The 19,294-nt window shown below is 58.9% G+C and carries 20 protein-coding genes, 4 tRNA genes and 1 riboswitch; of the genes, 8 read left to right on the top strand and 16 right to left on the bottom strand.

The features are described 5' to 3' along the window. Position 1: 1 nt before the first annotated feature. The 4 genes from flgC to BM70_RS0100175 form a co-directional block, all read right to left on the bottom strand. Entirely contained in the window at positions 2-445 is a 444-nt protein-coding gene (gene flgC / locus BM70_RS0100190; RefSeq protein WP_015885456.1) for a flagellar basal body rod protein FlgC, read from the bottom strand. A 3-nt stretch (positions 446-448) separates the two neighbouring features. After that, the gene (gene flgB, locus BM70_RS0100185; RefSeq protein ID WP_003175633.1) at positions 449-856 is read right to left on the bottom strand and encodes a flagellar basal body rod protein FlgB; all 408 of its coding nucleotides are present in this window, start codon (positions 854-856) and stop codon (positions 449-451) included. Between the two features lie 284 nt (positions 857-1,140). Then, positions 1,141-1,968 (bottom strand): protein-glutamate O-methyltransferase CheR, encoded by an 828-nt coding sequence (gene cheR, locus BM70_RS0100180; RefSeq protein ID WP_025854126.1) that lies wholly within the window; start codon positions 1,966-1,968, stop codon positions 1,141-1,143. Positions 1,969-2,011: 43 nt separating this feature from the next. Continuing rightward, complete coding sequence (locus BM70_RS0100175) at positions 2,012-2,944, bottom strand: chemotaxis protein CheV (protein WP_025854125.1); 933 nt, start codon at positions 2,942-2,944, stop codon at positions 2,012-2,014. An 82-nt stretch (positions 2,945-3,026) separates the two neighbouring features. On the opposite strand from BM70_RS0100175, the gene flgA reads away from it, so the two are divergent. The 4 genes from flgA to BM70_RS0100155 all read left to right on the top strand — a co-directional run bounded on the left by flgA (position 3,027) and on the right by BM70_RS0100155 (position 5,621). Then, a complete protein-coding gene (flgA, locus tag BM70_RS0100170) occupies positions 3,027-3,791 on the top strand; it encodes a flagellar basal body P-ring formation chaperone FlgA (protein WP_025854124.1) in 765 nt (254 codons plus the stop codon). A gap of 141 nt (positions 3,792-3,932) precedes the next feature. Further along, the gene (gene flgM, locus BM70_RS0100165) at positions 3,933-4,256 is read left to right on the top strand and encodes a flagellar biosynthesis anti-sigma factor FlgM (protein ID WP_025854123.1); all 324 of its coding nucleotides are present in this window, start codon (positions 3,933-3,935) and stop codon (positions 4,254-4,256) included. 48 nt (positions 4,257-4,304) lie between these two features. After that, positions 4,305-4,775 carry a flagella synthesis protein FlgN gene (locus BM70_RS0100160; RefSeq protein WP_025854122.1) on the top strand — a complete coding sequence of 157 codons (471 nt, stop codon included), beginning with the start codon at positions 4,305-4,307 and terminating at the stop codon, positions 4,773-4,775. Between the two features lie 96 nt (positions 4,776-4,871). After that, a complete protein-coding gene (locus tag BM70_RS0100155; RefSeq protein WP_025854121.1) occupies positions 4,872-5,621 on the top strand; it encodes a flagellar brake protein in 750 nt (249 codons plus the stop codon). A gap of 60 nt (positions 5,622-5,681) precedes the next feature. Here the strand turns inward: BM70_RS0100155 and BM70_RS0100150 are convergent, their stop codons facing one another. Continuing rightward, positions 5,682-7,067: an MFS transporter gene (locus BM70_RS0100150; RefSeq protein WP_025854120.1), complete on the bottom strand. Its 1,386-nt coding sequence runs from the start codon at positions 7,065-7,067 to the stop codon at positions 5,682-5,684. A gap of 269 nt (positions 7,068-7,336) precedes the next feature. Beyond that, positions 7,337-7,413 (bottom strand) — tRNA-Arg (locus BM70_RS0100145). Positions 7,414-7,738: 325 nt separating this feature from the next. On the opposite strand from BM70_RS0100145, the gene BM70_RS0100140 reads away from it, so the two are divergent. From BM70_RS0100140 to BM70_RS0100130, 3 genes are all read left to right on the top strand, one after another. Next, entirely contained in the window at positions 7,739-7,966 is a 228-nt protein-coding gene (locus BM70_RS0100140) for a hypothetical protein (protein ID WP_025854119.1), read from the top strand. Between the two features lie 10 nt (positions 7,967-7,976). Then, positions 7,977-8,156, top strand: coding sequence for a PA3371 family protein (locus BM70_RS0100135; protein WP_025854118.1), 180 nt, complete (start codon positions 7,977-7,979; stop codon positions 8,154-8,156). A gap of 380 nt (positions 8,157-8,536) precedes the next feature. Then, on the top strand, positions 8,537-8,863 hold the full coding sequence (locus BM70_RS0100130) for an Arc family DNA-binding protein (protein ID WP_003175643.1): 327 nt from the start codon (positions 8,537-8,539) through the stop codon (positions 8,861-8,863). A 190-nt stretch (positions 8,864-9,053) separates the two neighbouring features. Here BM70_RS0100130 and mgtE read toward each other — a convergent pair whose 3' ends face one another. The 8 genes from mgtE to ltaE all read right to left on the bottom strand — a co-directional run bounded on the left by mgtE (position 9,054) and on the right by ltaE (position 16,791). After that, complete coding sequence (gene mgtE / locus BM70_RS0100125; RefSeq protein WP_025854117.1) at positions 9,054-10,496, bottom strand: magnesium transporter; 1,443 nt, start codon at positions 10,494-10,496, stop codon at positions 9,054-9,056. 339 nt (positions 10,497-10,835) lie between these two features. Then, positions 10,836-10,912: transfer RNA gene (locus BM70_RS0100120), tRNA-Arg, on the bottom strand. A 72-nt stretch (positions 10,913-10,984) separates the two neighbouring features. Further along, positions 10,985-11,061 (bottom strand) — tRNA-Arg (locus BM70_RS0100115). 108 nt (positions 11,062-11,169) lie between these two features. Further along, a tRNA-Ser gene (locus BM70_RS0100110) sits at positions 11,170-11,260 on the bottom strand. Positions 11,261-11,322: 62 nt separating this feature from the next. Next, complete coding sequence (gene csrA / locus BM70_RS0100105; RefSeq protein WP_003175645.1) at positions 11,323-11,511, bottom strand: carbon storage regulator CsrA; 189 nt, start codon at positions 11,509-11,511, stop codon at positions 11,323-11,325. A gap of 174 nt (positions 11,512-11,685) precedes the next feature. Beyond that, positions 11,686-12,927, bottom strand: coding sequence for an aspartate kinase (locus tag BM70_RS0100100; RefSeq protein WP_010208327.1), 1,242 nt, complete (start codon positions 12,925-12,927; stop codon positions 11,686-11,688). A gap of 94 nt (positions 12,928-13,021) precedes the next feature. Continuing rightward, the gene (alaS, locus tag BM70_RS0100095) at positions 13,022-15,640 is read right to left on the bottom strand and encodes an alanine--tRNA ligase (protein ID WP_025854116.1); all 2,619 of its coding nucleotides are present in this window, start codon (positions 15,638-15,640) and stop codon (positions 13,022-13,024) included. A 146-nt stretch (positions 15,641-15,786) separates the two neighbouring features. After that, complete coding sequence (gene ltaE / locus BM70_RS0100090; RefSeq protein WP_025854115.1) at positions 15,787-16,791, bottom strand: low-specificity L-threonine aldolase; 1,005 nt, start codon at positions 16,789-16,791, stop codon at positions 15,787-15,789. 190 nt (positions 16,792-16,981) lie between these two features. Continuing rightward, a riboswitch (FMN riboswitch) is annotated at positions 16,982-17,151 on the top strand. A gap of 96 nt (positions 17,152-17,247) precedes the next feature. Here ltaE and BM70_RS0100085 point away from each other — a divergent pair. Continuing rightward, complete coding sequence (locus tag BM70_RS0100085) at positions 17,248-17,757, top strand: 6,7-dimethyl-8-ribityllumazine synthase (protein ID WP_025854114.1); 510 nt, start codon at positions 17,248-17,250, stop codon at positions 17,755-17,757. A gap of 192 nt (positions 17,758-17,949) precedes the next feature. On the opposite strand, the gene astE is transcribed toward BM70_RS0100085, so the two are convergent. Further along, the gene (gene astE, locus BM70_RS0100080; RefSeq protein WP_025854113.1) at positions 17,950-18,954 is read right to left on the bottom strand and encodes a succinylglutamate desuccinylase; all 1,005 of its coding nucleotides are present in this window, start codon (positions 18,952-18,954) and stop codon (positions 17,950-17,952) included. A gap of 11 nt (positions 18,955-18,965) precedes the next feature. Further along, positions 18,966-19,256: a hypothetical protein gene (locus BM70_RS0100075; RefSeq protein WP_003214319.1), complete on the bottom strand. Its 291-nt coding sequence runs from the start codon at positions 19,254-19,256 to the stop codon at positions 18,966-18,968. Between the last annotated feature and the right edge of the window lie 38 nt (positions 19,257-19,294).

The raw sequence follows: 19,294 nt of genomic DNA, 5'->3' as shown, positions 1-19,294 counted from the left end.
ATCACTGACCCAGGGTCAGGACCTTCTGCATCATGGTTTTGGCGGTGTTCATCATTTCCGCGTTGGTCTGGAACGAGCGGCTGGCGGAAATCATGTCAGCCATTTCCTCGACCACGTTGACGTTGGGGTAATAGACATAACCCTTTTCGTTCGCAGCAGGATGGTTGGGCTCGTAACGGGCCTCGAGGTTGCTCTGGTCTTCGACCACGCCGAGCACCTGAACGCCGGAGCCTGCGGCACCTTGATCCTGGAACAGCGAATCGCTGCCGCCGCTCTGGCCACCCTGGAACATGGTGGCGAACACCGGGTGACGGGCGCGGTAGGTCTGGTCAATGCTCGAAGACACGGTCTCGGCGTTGGCGATGTTACTGGCGACGGTGTTCAAGCGCGTGGTCTGCGCGCTCATGCCACTGCCGGCAATATTGAAAACACTGGACAGGGACATGGCTTACTCTCCACGCAGGGCTGACATCAGCCCTTTGAATTTGCTGTTGAGCAGAGTGAAGCTGGCTTGGAAGTTCACCGAGTTCTCGGCGTAGGCCGATTGCTCCAGTTGCGCGTCGACGGTGTTCTGGTCGATCGACGGCTGCATCGGCGTGCGATACAGCAACGACTCGTCACCACTGCTCAGGCCTTGCGCTTCGATATGACGGCTGTTGGTCATGTTCAAGGCGAAGGTGCCGTTCTTGGTCTTGTCCTGCTGCGCGGCGAGCACGGCGGAGAAGTCCAGGTCCCGAGCCTTGTAGTTCGGGGTGTCGGCGTTGGCAATGTTGTTGGCCAGGACTTCGGCACGCTGGGCGCGGAAGCCCAGGGCTTGTTCGTGGATACCGAGCGCTTTATCGAAGCTGATGCTCATGGTGGAAACCTTTAAGGGCTGACCTGCTTTTCGTTAACTGGGTTATAGCAAGGTGCATGCCAATCTGGCGGGAGCCCGTATATCAAGGGTTTCGGAGGCGATTGCCGGCGGCAATGCCAGAAAAGCGGCAAGCGGTTTCCGCGTGGCGCCAGTAAAGCGGCAACGGGGAGTTGCCGCTTTGATAGACCTTGCCGCAAAAAAATGTGGGGCCGGGCTTTCTGTCGGCGCTGGCTTGCCAGCGCCTACACAAAACTGGCTCCCACATTTTGTTTACCGCGTACGGCTTATTTGGCCTGGTAGATGATTCCCGGGCTGCACTGCACCATCTGGTAATGGTCCGGCAGGCCGTTCAGTGCTTCGGAAGCACCGAGGAACAGGTAGCCACCGCGCTTGAGCGTGCCATGGATGCGCAACAGGATGTCTTTCTTCACTTCAGCCGAGAAATAGATCAGCACGTTGCGGCAGAACACCATGTCGAACTTGCCCAGGCTGGCGTAGCTGTCGAGCAGGTTGAACGAGCGGAATTCCACGCGGTTCTTGATCGGCGCCTTGACCGCCCAACGCCCCGCCCCTTTCGGGTCGAAGTAGCGTTGCAGGCGCTCCTGGGACAAGCCACGGCCCAGAGCCAGGCTGTCGTACTCGCCGGTCTTGCAATTGGTGAGCATGGTGCCGGACAGGTCGGTGGCGACGATTTGCGCCCCGGCCTTCAACTGGCCCATGTTGGTCCGCTCGAACTCATCGATGGACATCGAAATCGAGTACGGCTCCTGCCCAGAGGAACAGGCTGCCGACCAGATGCGCAGGCGCTGGCCCGGGCTCGCCTTGATGGCTTCAGGCAGCACTTTGCTCTTGAGCACTTCAAAGGGGTAGGTGTCGCGAAACCACAGGGTTTCGTTGGTGGTCATGGCATCGACCACCATCTCCTTGAGCCCGCTGCGCGGCTGTCCCTGGATGCGCTGGACCAGCTCACCCAACGACTTGATGCCCTGCTGCTCCATCAGTTTGTTGAGACGGCTGGATACCAGGTACTGCTTGTTTTCACCGAGCAATATGCCACAGGCTTTTTCCAGGAAGACCCGGAATTGTTCGAAATCCAAATTACCCGTAGACAATGATACCGCCTCTTAAATCGTGTGACCGCCAGGGGAAATGCCCCTAGCCGTGATCTGCTGCCTTGATCCGGTCGACTACCCGGGATGCCAGGTCATCAGGACGGAATTTGGCCAGGAAGTCATCGGCACCGACCTTCTTGACCATCGCCTGGTTGAATACACCCGACAACGAAGTATGCAGGATGATATGCAACTTTTGCATGCGCGGGTCGTTGCGAATCTCGGCCGTGAGGGTGTAGCCGTCCATTTCCGGCATCTCGATGTCGGAGATCATCATCAAGAATTCTTCTTCCGGCTTCTTGCCCTCATCCACCAGCTTACGCAGGTAGTCCAGCGCCTGGCGACCATCATTGAGCGCCACCACTTCCACGCCGACGGTCTGCAGGCAACGGGTCACCTGTTTGCGCGCCACCGAGGAATCGTCCACCGTGAGCACACGCAGGGAGACCGCCTTGTGCGCCGTCTCGGCGTCCACCACGCCCACGGAAATGGATTCCGAGGTCGGCGCCACTTCGGCGAGGATCTTCTCCACGTCGATGATTTCCACCAATTGGTTATCGACCCGCGTCACAGCCGTGAGGTAGTGATCACGACCGGTACCCTTGGGCGGCGGATGGATCTCTTCCCAGTTCATGTTGACGATGCGCTCCACCGAGCGCACCAGGAAACCCTGGGTCTTGGTGTTGTACTCGGTGATGATGACGAACGGGTTCTCGCGGTCCTGCAAACCTGCAGACCCTGTGGCCAGGGCCAGGTCAAGAATCGGGATCGTCGCGCCACGTATGTTGGCAACGCCACAGACCACCGGGCTGGACTTGGGCATGATCGTCAGCTTGGGGCACTGCAACACTTCCCGCACCTTGAACACGTTAATGCCATATAGCTGCTTGCCATCCAGGCGGAAAAGCAACAACTCCAGGCGATTCTGCCCTACCAGCTGTGTGCGCTGGTTTACTGAATCCATTACTCCTGCCATGCCCAGACTCCTACGCTAAAACCTTTGAGGATGCGACGCGCACCCAACACTAAACGGCACGAGCTTTGCTATTTATTGAATTATGGATATTAAAACGACAGTTTCCCGACGCCTTCACCTGACCCGGTTCAGCAGATTGCTCTGCGCACCGCTGGCGCTGCTTGCCTTGGGCCTGGGCGCCACGGCCCGCGCAGACAACGTCACATTGCCTGATCTACTTATCGGCGTCACCCAGGGCTTTCTTGAGTTCACTGTAGAAGATTATCTGGCGACCACCCAGACGCCGGGGCGTTACGAAATCCAGGTCAACCAACTGGACCCACGCTTGCGCATGCCCATGTGCGACAAGGAATTGACAGCCACCCTGGAAAGCCCCGCCCAGCCCATTGGCCGCGTGACGGTCAAGGTCCGCTGCGACGGCGCGTCGCCCTGGACGGTGTTCGTGCCGGCCCAGGTCAAGCTGTTCCGTGACGTGGTGGTGGTTGCCCGTCCGCTCAAACGCACCGGCATCATCGGTTTCGAGGACGTTGTGTTGCGCGAGCGCGACATCAGCATGATCAGCCAGGGCTACCTGACCTCACTCGATCAGGCCGTCGGGCAGAAATTGACCCGACCAGTGGTCACCGATCAGGTCATCACCCTGGTGCATCTGGAGCAGGCCGAGGTTGTCCGCAAGGGCGATCAGGTAGTCATTTCCGCCAGCAGCGGCGCGCTGCAGGTCAAAATGCCGGGGGAAGCCCTGTCCAATGGCGGCATGAGCGAACAGATACGCGTGAAGAACCTCAACTCCAACCGTGTGATCAAGGCGCGAGTCACGGCACCGGGTCAGGTGGAGGTGGCTTTATAGACCACTGGTATCGGGCGCCAGCTTTTCCTACACTGTCGGCTGGATGTCGGCCTGTGCAGTTTATTGTCAATCGCGCCTAAAGTTTGTCCGGGTATGGCCGAAAACATGGCAAGCGTCCAAATACCCAGAGGTTTTTTCATCATGGTCATCGATTTCAGTCGTTTAAATAACACCCCGACAACGTCAGCACCTACGCGCACTACCGGCACCAAGGACAGCGTAGAAGCCAAGGCCCAGCCACTGCCCGCCAAGGCAGAAGAGGCCAGCGCCAGCCAGAGCGGGGAATCCGTACACCTGAGCAATGAGGCTCAACAGTTGCAGAAGGTCACTGACTCGCTGCGCGATCAACCGGTGGTCAATAAAGCCCGTGTGGCCGAATTGAAACAGGCAATCGCCGATGGCAGCTATAAAGTCGACAGCAACCGTGTAGCCAGCAAGCTGCTTAATTTCGAAGCCGAGCGCTAGGCAAAGGCCTGCGCCGGGCTTTTGGACGCTTAAACCCCAAGGCCAGCCATGCATCACGACGAAAATCTGCTTCAACTGATCATTGACGATCTCGCGCCGACCCAGCAGCTCCTCGAACTGCTCAGGGAAGAATCCCTGGCGCTCTACGGCCGGGATATGCCTCTGCTGGAAGAGATTCTGGCACGCAAGCAGTCGCTTATTGTCCTGCTGGAACAGCACGGCAAAAAACGCAGCCAGATCCTCGTCAGCCTGGGTCTGCCCGCCGACCATGATGGATTGGCACAGCTGGCCAGCCACTCCTCGGTCGGCGATCAATTACTGGCCCAGAGCAAAGAACTCAATCAATTGCTCACCCAGTGCCAGGAAGCCAACCTGCTCAACGGTCAGTCGATCCAGCTTCAGCAAGCTACGACCGCCAACCAGTTGCGTATACTTCACGGCGGAGAGCCTCCAGCGCTTTACAACGCTCAGGGTTCCACCTCGCGCCTGGTCAAGCCAAGCACCCGCAGCCAAGCCTGACGCCGGTTTGCAGCGCGACCTATCCAAGGCGCGCCACATACTGGCAGAATGCCTGCTCTTGCGTGTAGTCGTATTTTGTCTGGAGATGGAAGAACCGTGTTCAACGCCCTTAATGCGGAAGATGCCCCGCAGCCACCCAAGGTCCTCACCACCCCTCTGGAAATCGCCAGCACCCTGCGGATGCTGCAAGAAAGCCATGACCCGCTGATCATCACCTTCCACGAACGCAGCCAACGCTTCCAGAGTTACCTGGTGGACGTCGACCGCGACGGCGGCACCCTGGCCCTGGATGAAATGATCCCCCGCGACGGCGAGCGCTACCTCGAAAACGGCGAACCGTTCCGCATCGAAGGCTTCCACGACGGCGTGCGTGTTGCGTGGGAAAGCAATGGCAGCATGAGCATCAGCGAAAAGGACGGCCACCGCATCTACACCGGCAGCCTGCCCGACGAAGTGGTCTACCACCAGCGCCGCAACGCCTTCCGCGCGGCCTTGAAGCTGGCGCAACTGGTCAACATCGAGCTGGGTGGCGAGAAGCTCAAGGCGCCCATCAGCGGCAAACTGCTGGATATCTCCGCTACCGGCTGCAAACTGCGCTTTGAAGGGGACATTTCCGAGCGCCTGCAACTGGGCCAGGTCTATGACCGCTTTATCGCCGCCCTGCCCTTTGGCAGCATGACCACCTCGGTCGAACTGCGTTACCTGCACTTCGAAGAGAAGATCAACACCACCTTCGCCGGCGTGCGTTTCCACAACATGAGTGGCTTGGTGCAGCGTCAGGTCGAACGCTTTGTGTACCAACTGCAGCGTGAAGCACGACGCTTCGACAAAGACGACGATTTTTAAACCTTAGGATCGCGGCAAAAAAAACGGGCAGATCCTGATGGGATCTGCCCGTTTTTGCTTTCAGGGGCGCGCCCTGCTCAAGTCGTGAGGGTGCTCGTCCGGCCCAACAGGTTCAGGCGGCCCTACAAAGGGCGGCTCGTCCGTCTCCGGGTTCGACTCCGCTTCCGGCTCAGGCTCCGGGGCAGTGGTCTGCATTTGTTCCTGCACCACCGCCTCGTCCACCCGCGGATCAAGGCAAGCCACCAGCGGCGAGCTGGACATGCTGTCGGGCATCGCAACGTGATGCAACGGTGCGTCGTCCACCTGATGCAGGTTGGTCACGGCTTTCGGCCGGATGCGCCACACCAGGATCAACGCACACAGGCTGAAAAATGCATACAGCATCTGGCTGCCGAACATCTTCATCACCACACCGGCCAGCAACGGCCCGACACTGGCACCGACGCCGTAGGTCACCAGCAGCATGGCCGTGAGCGACACACGACGATCACCTTCCACATGGTCGTTGGAGAACGCTACCGCCAGTGGATAAAGACAGAACTGCACCAGAGAGCAGACGAAGCCTGCCACGAACAGCACTTCCAGCGGCACGTGGGTCAATATCGCCAGCGGCAAGGCCGCCACCGCCAAGCACAGGGCAAAGCAGCGAATCAGCAGCGCGCGGTCATAGCGATCCGACAGCCAACCCAATGGCCACTGCACCACCAGCCCGGCAAAAATGCAGCTCCCCATGAACAGACCCACCTGTTCGGTGGTCAGCCCCTGCTGAGAGGCGTACAGCGGCGCCAGACCGTAGAACGAGCCGACGATCAACCCCGCCCCGAGCACTGTACTTAGAGACTGCGGTACGCGCTTGATAAAGAAGCGTGGCTCCATCGGCGCAGGATGCAGCGGCGCCGGGTGAATGCGTCGCGTCATGGCCACCGGCACCAGGCACAGCGCAAAACACAGCGCGACCAGCATCAGCAATTCAAGACCCAACTGAGGGTGCATGACCAGGATCAACTGACCGAGCACCAACCCCAGGTAAGACGCGATCATATAGCCGCTGAACACCACGCCGCGCTGCTTGGCGTCGGCCTGCTCATTGAGCCAGCTCTCGATGACCATGTACTGGCACATCATGCCCAGGCCCACGATCATCCGCAGTACGATCCAGGCCGGCAACCAGTCGATCAAACCATGGCCCAGTACGGCCGCACCGACAATGCCGGCGCAGGTTGCATAGGCGCGGATATGCCCGACCCGGGCGATCAGGCGATGCCCGATCTTGCCACCCAGCACCAGGCCAAAATAGTTGGCCGCCATCAGCGCACCCACCCACAGGCTGTCGACATGGTCGGCCGCCAGGCGCAGGGCCAGGTAAGTACTGAGCAGGCCTGAGCCGATCAGCATCATCAAGGAGGCGAAATAAAGGGCTCGAAAAGATTTCCAGATCTGGCGCATCGGCGTTCCGAGCGGCTCCTTGCAGTGAGAGACAGGGCTATCGGCATGATAGTCCGGGGTGACCGTGTCCGGACAGGCGGAAAGGTCTGATTCCGGGGATTATTTTGCTTAACAGCTCAGACGCTGCCTGGCCGCCCAGAAGGTACACAGCTGGCGATAAATACATCGCGCACCTGCTGTGAACCCTGAACACTCGCAAGGTTCGACCCGAGTTTGAAGAGCGCCCACAAAAAAGCCCTGTCAGAATTGTCTGTACAGGGCTTTGAATCTGGTGTCCCAGGGCCGGTTCGAACGGCCAACCTTCCCCTTAGGAGGGGGATGCTCTATCCAATTGAGCTACTGGGACAAATGACAGCCGTCGAGCCAGCGTGCGTGGCGACGGACGGCGTGCATGTTAACGGTCAGGGTGGGTTTTGTCATGTCGTCCGTAGGCTTTTTGGCTGTAGGCCGATCCGCATCCGATCAAATGTAGTTTGACCCCATAAACACGGCACTTGAGCGCCATCGTGCAAAATGCAATCCACTAAAATGCCATCATTGCAAATTGCAACCCTCCGACCTTTTAAAGTAGACTCAAGCCATTGATTTTATTGATTTAATAGATTGGCACGACACCTGCAATACTTCTCCTGAAACCCAATAAGCCACGGTGTTAAGCGGAGAACATAATCATGAACAGTGCCTTTTTGTTAGCCCTCAACACCGTAGCCCTGGCCGCATTGGTCATGTTCCATTTTCAATCGACGGGCAGTAACGACCCGGCACAGCTCAGCCAGGCCGTGCCACATCATTTGCAACAACGCCCACAACTGGCGGTCATGACGCCAAACGCGCAATCGCCGGTACGCCTGACCCAAGGCACCCAGGCCGAGCCTGCATCTGAACACTGGGTTTTCTGAGGACGTCGCGATGAGCAAATTTGCCTGGTTGTTTTTGTGCCTGACCGCCTTTACCGGCGTTCTGGGCCTGGGTGCCGAGTCGCCAGGCGGCCAAACCACCGCCTTCATCGCCAGCGGCGTGCTCGCCAGCCTCTTGTTGCTGACCCTGATCGTGGGTCGTCGCATCAAATTCGATCCCGTCCTGCGCTAATCCCCCTCGCCTACCTTATGTCGCCTCGTCCTCGCTAATCGGCAAATTGCCACTAGTCTTAAATTTGAGGGCAAAAGGCCACTTTGCTATAGGATGTGCGGCCTTAAACCCTGTGGTGGCCTGGACTTACAGGAAGTTCCTTCGCGGATTCACGCGTTGAAAAGTTTTCCAACCAGTCCGCAAAAATGCAAATGAGTGCTGGCATAAAGCCTCTAGGCAGTTCAATATTTGTCACAGAATTGACGCCAAGTAACTGGCAAATCTGAGGCATGATGCGGCCTCTTTGCAATTCAGGTTGAACTTTGGTCGTGAGCCTTGTCTTAACACTCATCTTGCGGCCAATTCCAAAAACCGCTCCCCTGAACTAACCGGTTAAATATATGCGCCCATTGAAACAGGCAATTTATTCCAGCCGTACGGCTGACAAGTTCGTCGTACGTCTGCCAGACGGAATGCGGGAACGCATTGCCGAGGTGGCTCGCAATCATCACCGCAGCATGAACTCCGAAATCATCGCTCGCCTGGAACAAAGCCTCATTCAGGAAGGTGCGCTGGGCGACGAGTTGAGCATGCGTCTGGACAGCCCCGAGCTGTCGCTGCACGAACGCGAACTGCTGCAGCGTTTTCGTCAGCTCTCCCACCGTCAGCAAAATGCTCTCGTCTCGCTTATCGCGCACGACGTTGAGGCGGCCGCAGAAGCCAATTGAGTTGCAACTGAAAGCCGAAGCCAGCCATGTGCTGGCTTTTTTTTGCCTGGGATTTAAGGGGATGCGTCTGTAGGAGCGAGCTTGCTCGCGAAGAACCCGCGAGTGCTGCAGGGATGGCAGGCATGACGCGTTATCGTTGGCGTTTTTCGCTGGCAAACCAGCTCCAGGAGAGCTGGATTGCCATGAGGGATCAGAGCAGGAAGATCGTTGCCAGACCCAGGAAGATGAAGAAGCCACCACTGTCGGTCATGGCCGTGATCATCACGCTGGCGCCCATGGCAGGGTCACGCCCAAGGCGGGCCAGGGTCATGGGGATCAACACCCCCATCAGCGCCGCCAGCAGCAGGTTCAGGGTCATGGCGGCCGTCATCACCACACCAAGCGACCAGCTGCCATACAACAGGTAGGCCACAATACCAATCACCCCGCCCCATACCACGCCATTGATCAGCGCCACCGCCAACTCCTTGCGCATCAGGCGCGAGGTATTGCCGGTATTCACCTGGTCAAGCGCCATGGCGCGCACGATCATGGTAATGGTCTGGTTACCGGAGTTACCACCGATCCCCGCCACGATCGGCATCAATGCCGCCAGGGCTACCAGCTTCTCGATCGATCCTTCAAACAAGCCGATGACCCGCGAAGCGATGAACGCGGTAATCAGGTTGATGGCCAGCCACGCCCAACGGTTACGCAGGGAGCGCCACACCGAAGCAAAGATATCTTCCTCTTCACGCAGACCCGCCATGTTGAGGACTTCGGTTTCGCTCTCTTCACGAATCAGGTCGACCATTTCATCGATGGTCAGACGGCCAATCAGCTTGCCGTTCTTGTCGACTACCGGAGCCGAGATCAAGTCATAACGTTCAAACGCCTGAGCGGCATCGTAGGCATCTTCATCCGGGTGAAAACTCACCGGATCACTGGCCATGACATCGGCGACTTTCTTCTCGGGATCGTTGACCAGCAAACGCTTGATCGGCAGCACGCCCTTGAGAATGCCTTCGTAGTCGACCACGAACAGTTTGTCGGTATGGCCAGGCAGCTCTTTCAGCCGGCGCAGATAGCGCAGCACCACTTCCAGGCTGACGTCTTCGCGGATGGTGACCATCTCGAAGTCCATCAGCGCGCCGACCTGATCCTCGTCATAGGACAACGCGGAGCGCACACGCTCACGCTGCTGGCTGTCGAGGGCCTCCATCAGCTCATGAACAACATCACGGGGCAGCTCGGGGGCCAGGTCGGCCAGTTCGTCGGCGTCCATCTCCTTGGCAGCAGCCAGGAGCTCGTGATCATCCATGTCGGCGATCAGGGTTTCTCGCACCGAGTCGGAGACTTCGAGCAGGATGTCGCCGTCGCGGTCGGCCTTGACCAACTGCCAGAGGGTCAGTCGATCATCCAGCGGCAGGGCTTCGAGAATATAGGCGACGTCGGCGGAGTGCAGGTCGTCGAGCTTGCGCTGCAGTTCGACGAGGTTTTGCCGGTGAACCAGGTTTTCGACCAGGTTGTTATTCGGGCCATCCTGGCGATGCGTAAGGTCTTCGACCACGCGTTGGCGCTGCAGCAGCTCGATGACTTGAGCCAGGCGATCCTGCAGGCTTTCTTGTGTTTTCTTTACTTCTACTTCGGTCATAGGCGAACTCCACTCCCAGCAGCGGGGCACGCCGGAAGGATCAATCAGTCAATTCATGATTGGTAAAACGGGGTACTGAGTAACTACTGGGTAAGTCCATGGAGGTATTCCACAAGCCCCGGCGGGGCTGACGGGCGCAATGATACACCGCCCGGCCACTTTAAACGTTAAAAAACTGGAAAGAACAAGCGCTTGCGAGCCAAAGCTGAGCATCGGCTGCATCTAAGAACTGCGACGACGCAGCGAGAAAGGAAAACACACGGGAGCAGGAGAAAAAGATAAATCCTGCATAAACCCCGGACGGCAAAAAGCCCGCACTAGGCGGGCTTTTTGTTTGTATGGTGCACTCGACAGGATTCGAACCTGTGACCGCTCGGTTCGTAGCCGAGTACTCTATCCAGCTGAGCTACGAGTGCAGATTGTGTTTTTAGACCAGATCACAACTGGTTGTAACCGAATCACCTGCATTGCTGCAACTGACTCTTAAATGGTGCACTCGACAGGATTCGAACCTGTGACCGCTCGGTTCGTAGCCGAGTACTCTATCCAGCTGAGCTACGAGTGCATTTGTTGCCGCGCATTATAGGCCGTTCAATCTCTATGTAAAGCTATTTTTTCGAGCAATTTCAACAACTTACCGAAAAAACCAGATTGCAACGTACTAAGCAAATAATGGCGGAGAACGGGGGATTCGAACCCCCGACACCCTTTTGAGGTGTACTCCCTTAGCAGGGGAGCGCCTTCGGCCACTCGGCCAGCTCTCCGCAACACGGGGCGTATATTAACCACGTTCATCCCCGTTTGCAAACATAAAAAACGATAAAAATTAAAGGCTTGGTTCTTCGTCCTTCTCTTTCTTGATCCGCAGGTAGATTTCCTCGCGGTGCACCGCTACCTCTTTCGGAGCGTTAACCCCGATACGTACTTGATTGCCTTTGACGCCGAGCACGGTCACGGTGATTTCGCCATCACCGATAATCAGGCTTTCTGCGCAACGACGAGTCAGAATCAGCATACCTTTCTCCTCACGCATTTCAGTTCAGGAACAACAGTCTGCAAAAAAAAGGCCTTCGACCTACAACCAAAAGGCCATAGCCCTACCGCCTAAGTATTGTCGAGCGCGCGCAAAAGAACATGCGCCCTACAAAAAAAGGAAAGGCGCGGTAAACCGCGCCTCCCTGGCACTGCATCACTCGCCCTGTCGGGCCGGAGCGTCGAGCTCAAACGCGGTATGCAGGGCACGTACAGCCAGTTCCAGGTATTTCTCTTCGATCACCACCGAGACTTTGATTTCCGAGGTGGAGATCATCTGGATGTTGATGCTTTCCTTGGCCAGCGCCTCGAACATGCGGCTGGCAACGCCGGCATGGGAACGCATGCCCACGCCCACGATCGACACCTTGGCAATCTTGGTATCGCCGACCACTTCACGGGCGCCGATTTCCTTCGCAGTGTTCTGCAGGATCCGCTCCGCCGCATCGTACTCGTTGCGGTGCACCGTGAAGGTGAAATCGGTGGTGTTATCGTGCGAAACGTTCTGCACGATCATGTCGACTTCGATGTTCGCGCCGCTGATAGGGCCCAGGATCTTGAACGCCACGCCCGGGGTGTCTGGCACGCCACGGATAGTCAGCTTGGCTTCATCACGGTTGAAAGCGATACCGGAAATGATCGGCTGTTCCATGGATTCCTCTTCATCAATAGTAATGAGGGTACCCGGACCCTCTTTGAAGCTGTGCAATACGCGCAGCGGAACGTTGTACTTGCCGGCGAATTCCACCGCACGGATCTGCAACACCTTGGAACCGAGGCTGGCCATTTCCAGCATCTCTTCAAAGGTGATCTTGTCCAGGCGCTGGGCCACGGACACCACACGCGGGTCGGTGGTGTAGACGCCATCCACATCGGTGTAGATCTGGCATTCATCGGCCTTGAGGGCCGCGGCCAGCGCCACGCCGGTGGTGTCCGAACCGCCACGCCCGAGGGTCGTGATGTTGCCCTGCTCGTCCACACCTTGGAAGCCTGCTACAACTACCACGCGCCCGGCTTTCAGATCCGTACGGATTTTCTGATCGTCAATCTGCAGGATACGCGCCTTGGTATGCGCGCTGTCGGTGAGGATGCGCACCTGGCTGCCAGTGTAGGACACCGCTGGTACGCCGCGCTTGTTCAGCGCCATGGCCAGCAAGGCGATGGTCACCTGTTCGCCGGTGGACACGATCACATCCAGCTCCCGCGGGAGCGGCTGTTGATCACCACTGATTGCCTTGGCCAGATCGATCAGGCGATTGGTCTCGCCGCTCATGGCCGACAGCACCACCACCAGGTCGTCGCCGGCATCGCGGAATTTCTTAACCTTGTCGGCCACCTGCTCGATTCTTTCGACAGAGCCGACCGAGGTGCCTCCAAATTTCTGTACGATCAAAGCCATTTCTAAGCCGCCTCAGCCCGTAAAGGGGCGCCTAATATCCAATCAACCAGCACCGAGCAGCCCGTGACTAGACCACGGGCCGGTTAACAGTGCCTTAAATACCTGCCTCGACAAACGGCACGGTCAGGGCCAGGGCCGCGTCCAGCGCTGCGACGTCTACACCACCGCCTTGCGCCATGTCCGGACGACCACCGCCTTTCCCGCCCACTGCCGCGGCGGCTTGCTTCATCAAATCACCGGCCTTGAGTTGGCCAGTCAGGTCCTTGGTTAAACCGGCAACCAGAACGACCTTATCCTCATGGACACTGCCGAGCAGGATCACTGCGCGGCCGAGCTTGTTCTTCAACTGATCGACCAGGGCCAACAGCGCCTTGCCATCCTGGCCGTCCAGGCGTGCAGCCAGGACTTTCACGTCCTTGACGTCCACGGCCGAAGCCGACAGATCGTCCCCTGCAGCGCTGGCCGCCTTGGCTTGCAACTGCTCCAGCTGTTTCTCCAGGGCGCGGTTGCGCTCCAGCACAGCGGACAGCTTGTCGATCAGGTTGTCGCGGCTGCCCTTGACCAGGGTGGCCGCTTCCTTGAGTTGTTCTTCAGCCGCATTCAGGTAGGCCAGGGCCGCAGCGCCGGTCACCGCTTCGATACGACGCACACCAGACGCCACGCCGCCTTCGCTGACGATTTTCAGCAGGGCAATGTCGCCGGTACGGTTGGCGTGGATACCGCCGCACAGCTCCACCGAGAAGTCGCCGCCCATGCTCAGGACGCGCACGCTGTCGCCGTATTTCTCGCCGAACAGTGCCATGGCCCCCTTGGCCTTGGCGGTCTCGATATCGGTCTCTTCGGTTTCCACCGGAGTGTTCTTGCGAATCTCGGCGTTGACGATGTCTTCCAGGGCCTTGATCTGCTCAGGCTTGATCGCTTCAAAGTGGCTGAAGTCGAAACGCAGGCGCTGGCTGTCGACCAACGAACCCTTCTGCTGAACGTGCTCGCCCAGTACCTGGCGCAGCGCGGCATGCAGCAAGTGGGTGGCCGAGTGGTTCAGCGAGGTGGCGTGGCGCACGTCGGCGTCTACCTGGGTGTCTACCGGCGAACCGACGGTCAGGCTGCCCGACGCCAACACACCGTGGTGCAGGAACGCACCGCCGGTCTTGGTGGTGTCACGCACATCAAAACGACCGGAAGCCGCCTTGAGGAAACCGCAGTCGCCAATCTGGCCACCGGATTCGGCGTAGAACGGCGTCTGGTCCAGGACCACCACGCCATCATCGCCTTCATTCAATACGTCAACCGACTGGCCTTCCTTATAGAGGGCAACCACTTTGGCCGCACCGCTGGTGGCCTTGTAGCCGGTGAACTCAGTGGCCACGTCAACCTTGACCAGGCTGTTGTAGTCCATGCCGAAGGCGCTGGCCGAACGCGCGCGTACGCGCTGGGCTTCCATCTCGCGCTCGAAACCTTCCTCGTCGAGGGTCAGGTTGCGTTCACGGGCGATATCGCCGGTCAGGTCCATCGGAAAACCGTAGGTGTCATAGAGCTTGAACACCACGTCGCCCGGCACCACGGTGCCCTGCAGGCCGGCGAGGTCTTGCTCGAGGATCTTCAGGCCCTGCTCCAGGGTCTTGGCGAACTGCTCTTCTTCGGCCTTGAGCACGCGCTCGATGTGCGCCTGGTTCTGCTTGAGTTCCGGGAACGCTTCACCCATCTCGGCCACCAGGGCCGCGACGATCTGATAGAAGAAGCTGCCATTGGCGCCCAGCTTGTTACCGTGACGGCACGCGCGACGGATGATACGACGCAGCACGTAGCCACGGCCTTCGTTGGACGGCAGCACGCCATCGGCAATCAGGAAGCCGCAGGAACGGATGTGGTCAGCCACCACTTTGAGCGACGCTTGGTCTTCATTGGCACAACCAATGGCTTTGGCGGCCGCGGCCAGCAGGCTTTGGAACAGGTCGATCTCGTAGTTGGAATGCACGTGCTGCATCACCGCACTGATCCGCTCCAGGCCCATGCCGGTGTCCACCGACGGCGCTGGCAACGGATGCAACACGCCATCGGCGGTGCGGTTGAACTGCATGAACACGTTGTTCCATATCTCGATGTAACGGTCGCCGTCTTCCTCTGGCGAGCCCGGTGGGCCACCCCAGATATCGGCGCCGTGGTCGTAGAAGATCTCGGTGCAGGGGCCGCACGGGCCAGTATCGCCCATGGTCCAGAAGTTGTCGGAGGCGTACGGCGCGCCTTTGTTGTCGCCGATGCGCACCATGCGCTCAGCCGGCACGCCGACTTCCTTGGTCCAGATGTCATACGCTTCGTCATCGCTGGCGTAGACGGTGACCCAGAGTTTTTCCTTCGGCAGCTTCAGTACGCCGGTGAGGAAGGTCCAGGCGAAGTTGATCGCGTCTTGCTTGAAATAATCGCCAAAGCTGAAGTTGCCGAGCATTTCGAAAAAAGTGTGGTGACGGGCGGTGTAGCCGACGTTTTCCAGGTCGTTGTGCTTGCCACCGGCGCGTACGCATTTCTGGCTGCTGACGGCGCGGGTGTAGGCGCGTTTTTCCTGGCCCAGGAAGCAGTCCTTGAACTGGTTCATTCCCGCGTTAGTGAACAGCAGGGTAGGGTCATTGCCTGGGATCAAGGAGCTGGAGGCGACACGGGTGTGACCTTGCTCTTCGAAGAAGCGAAGGAAGGCTTCACGGATTTCTGCGCTTTTCATTAGGTTCTTCCACGGAGGCTGCGGCCAAAGGCCAGTGCGCAACATCATCAGACGAAGCGACGGCAAAGGGCCGCATTATATCGGCCCTTTGCCGGTGGTACAGCGTGTTTATGCGATAGAAACAGTCAATTAGACGGTCTGCACTGTCATTTTCGGGAAAAGTCGACGAATGTCTGCACGACGTGCTCGATCTGCGCGCGGCTGACGTCCAGATGCGTGACCATACGCAGGCGCGGCGCGGCGCTCAACTTGACCCCGCGCTCGGCGGCAAAGGCCTTCAAGGCCTGGGCCTGATCGCCGATCTGCACGTAGACCATGTTGGTCTGCACCGGCTCTACCGTGTAGCCAGCCTTGCGCAGCTCATCCCCCAGCCATTGCGCGTTGGCGTGGTCGTCCGCGAGGCGCTCCACCTGATGATCCAGCGCATACAGCCCTGCCGCCGCGAGCGAGCCGGCCTGGCGCATGCCGCCGCCGACCATCTTGCGCAGGCGCCGTGCCTTGGCGATCAACGCGCTAGTGCCGCACAGCACCGAGCCGATCGGCGCGCCGAGGCCCTTGGACAGGCACACCGACACCGAGTCGAAATGCTGGGCAATCTCCCGCGCATCCACCCCCAGCTTGACCGCTGCGTTGTAGAGCCGCGCGCCGTCCAGGTGCAGGGCCAGGCCGTGTTCACGGGTGAACGCGCGGGCGTTCGCCAGGTATTCCAGCGGCAGCACCTTGCCCTGCATGGTGTTTTCCAGCGCCAGCAGGCGGGTGCGGGCGAAGTGGAAGTCGTCGGGTTTGATGGCTTCAAGTACGTGGTTCAGGTCCAGGGAGCCGTCCGCCTGGACTTCCAGTGGCTGGGGTTGAATCGAACCCAGCACGGCCGCCCCGCCGCCTTCGTATTTGTAGGTGTGGGCCTGTTGACCGACGATGTACTCCTCGCCGCGTTCACAATGGGCCATCAACGCCAGCAAGTTGCTCATGGTGCCGGTGGGCACGAACAACGCTGCGGCAAAACCCAGGCGCTTGGCCAGTTCGGCCTCCAGACGGTTGACGCTGGGGTCTTCACCGTAGACATCATCGCCGCTGGCGGCATTAGCCATCGCGTCGAGCATGCCAGGGGTGGGTTGGGTCACGGTGTCGCTGCGCAGGTCGATCACAGTCATGAAACAGGCCTCTAACAGATTGAATAAGTCCTTTTGTGGATGATTACTGCGGGCAAAGCCGCGGAATATCAAGCCCCATCGATATTCAATCGAATACCAACCAAACAAACCGATATAGCTTATCGATACGGCAATCGTGCAGTTTTTTAAAAACCATGTTAAAAACTCTCCGCCGCCAGGGTTCTGGCGGCAACGTTCTCAGGGCGGGGTGCAATTCCCCACCGGCGGTAATTGCACGCAATGTGCATAGCCCGCGAGCGCTTGGCGCCTCGAACTGCTCACGCAGGACGGCGACAAGGTCAGCAGACCCGGTGTGATCCCGGGGCCGACGGTCATAGTCCGGATGAAGAGAGAACGGGATTGGCACCTAAGGGCCGCGCACCTCGTGTGCTTGCGTACCCTTAAATCCCATTCGATTCATAACGCCCTGTTTTTTTCTTAAACAGGAGTCAGAACATGCAACCCACCGCAATCGACAGCAAAAGCAAAAACCACCACGGCGAGCGCGTCGCGTTTATCCAGGCCTGCTGGCACAAGGATATTGTCGACCAATCGCGCAAAGGCTTCCTCGCCGAAATGATCGCCCAGGGCTACCAGGAATCGGACATCGATTTCTTCGAAGTCGGCGGCGCCTTTGAAATGCCCCTGCACGCCAAGCTGCTGGCCAAGACCGGCCGTTACGCCGGTATCGTCGCCGCCGCGCTGGTGGTCGACGGTGGCATCTACCGTCACGAATTCGTCGCCCAATCGGTGGTCAGCGGCCTGATGCAGGTGCAGCTGGAAACAGAAGTACCGGTGTTCTCGGTGTCCCTGACCCCACACCACTTCCACGCCGGCAGCGAACACCACAGCTTCTTCTTCGATCACTTCGTGCACAAGGGCCAGGAAGCTGCACGTACCTGCGCCGACACCCTGCACAAGGTGCGTGCGATTCGTCACAGCCAGCCGCGTGCTGTAGCCGTCTAAGGCGCACCGCAAACCCAATGTGTTTGGGCTTGCTGTGGTGAGAGGCGGTGCGACGATTCGACTTGTCCCCCGACAGGTTCACTGCAAACCAATGGGGCAGCTTCGCAGCCCAGCGCGGGGCAAGTCGAATCGTCGCACCGCCTCTCACCACAGCAAGCCCTTTCCCACATTTGATTGAGTCAAACTTGAGTTTTATGCCAGGCCAGCGTCCGTGGTCGGCACAATCAATATCCCCGCTCGCAAACCGTTCTTCACCTTCGGGTTGGGGAAGATGATGCGCGCGCCCTCCTCCTCGATCACCCAACGCGTCTTGGCCACGTCTTCGGCCAGCAGGTAACCCTGAGCCAATGGCGAAAAGTTTTCCACGTCCGCCGGCAGGTGCAGCAGGAAGGCATCGCTGTGCTTGATGACTTCACGGGAGACGGCAAACAGTTGCAGGCCATCGAGGCTCTCGGTGTGCGGCTCGTTGCCTTCAATGATCTGCTTCAGGCGCGTTTCCAGGCGAGACACGTCCACACCCTGGTTCTGCCCGAACGGCCGCGCCTTGCCCAATTCCAGGGTAAAGGCTTCGGCCTCCAGCTGTTCATAGGTGAACGCCGTGAAGGTGATCGAGGTCTTGTTCTGCAACAGCACTGCTTGCATGCCGGCCGCGTTCAGCCGTGCCAGCTCGTGACGTGAATGCTGGCGACCTTCCTTCCACGGGTACAAGGCGAACTGCTCGATCTTCGAGCCGCGAATGGCCGTGTGCAGGTCGTAATGCAGCCGCGAACGGCCCGGCAGGCTGAAGAAGCTGCGGGCCAGCTGTTCCAGCTCGGCGGCGCGCATGGCTTCGGGGCCGATGTTTTTTTCATGCCGGCCGTTGAACAACCGGTTGACGTCCAGTTCAAGGTAACGCTCGCCGCGGCGCATGGCCTCGGGGTTGCCGAACAGGAACAGAATACGGGAACGGGGTTTGATCTCCCCACGGGCGATGCCATGCAACAGGCGGTCGAGCAGTTCGATCGGCGCGGTTTCGTTGCCATGGATGCCGGACGACAGCAGCAGGTCGCTGCCGTTGTCCTTCGCTTCAGGAGGGCGCACTTCGAGCGCGCCCTCGCTGAGCCAGCGCATCTGCACGCCGTCGACAGTCAGTTGAATTTTTTGCGCCGGTTCGCGACCGGCGAGGGTCAGTTCAAGCAGTTTGCCGAGGGCGAGCATAAGCAGCTTCCTTAGTGGTTGCAGCCAGGACCGTGGACGTGATCGTCGTCATCACCTTCGACGTCGGCCGGTTCCATTTCCAGTTGCAGGCTCATCAGGTTGGTGGCCAGCGGGCGCATCAGCAGGTTGGCGTACTCGGCGTCGCCTTCTTCCACGTCCACACCGATCAGCAGTTGGCCGCGGCCGTCGTGCTGGATCCAGATTTCCTTGCCCTGCCAGACTACGGCGACGCGGGTGCAGGAAGTTTCCAGCTGAGTGCCGTCGGTGTCTTCAAGAATCAGTTTCAGGGTGTCGGTGGTCATAAAATAGCTCTCAGCATAGGGCGTAAAAGAAGGTGGCG

The organism is Pseudomonas sp. CHM02, assembly GCF_000612585.1.
GTDB lineage: Bacteria > Pseudomonadota > Gammaproteobacteria > Pseudomonadales > Pseudomonadaceae > Aquipseudomonas.
The sequence above is the reverse complement of the archived record's forward strand: the minus strand, read 5'-3'. Positions and strand labels throughout refer to the sequence as shown.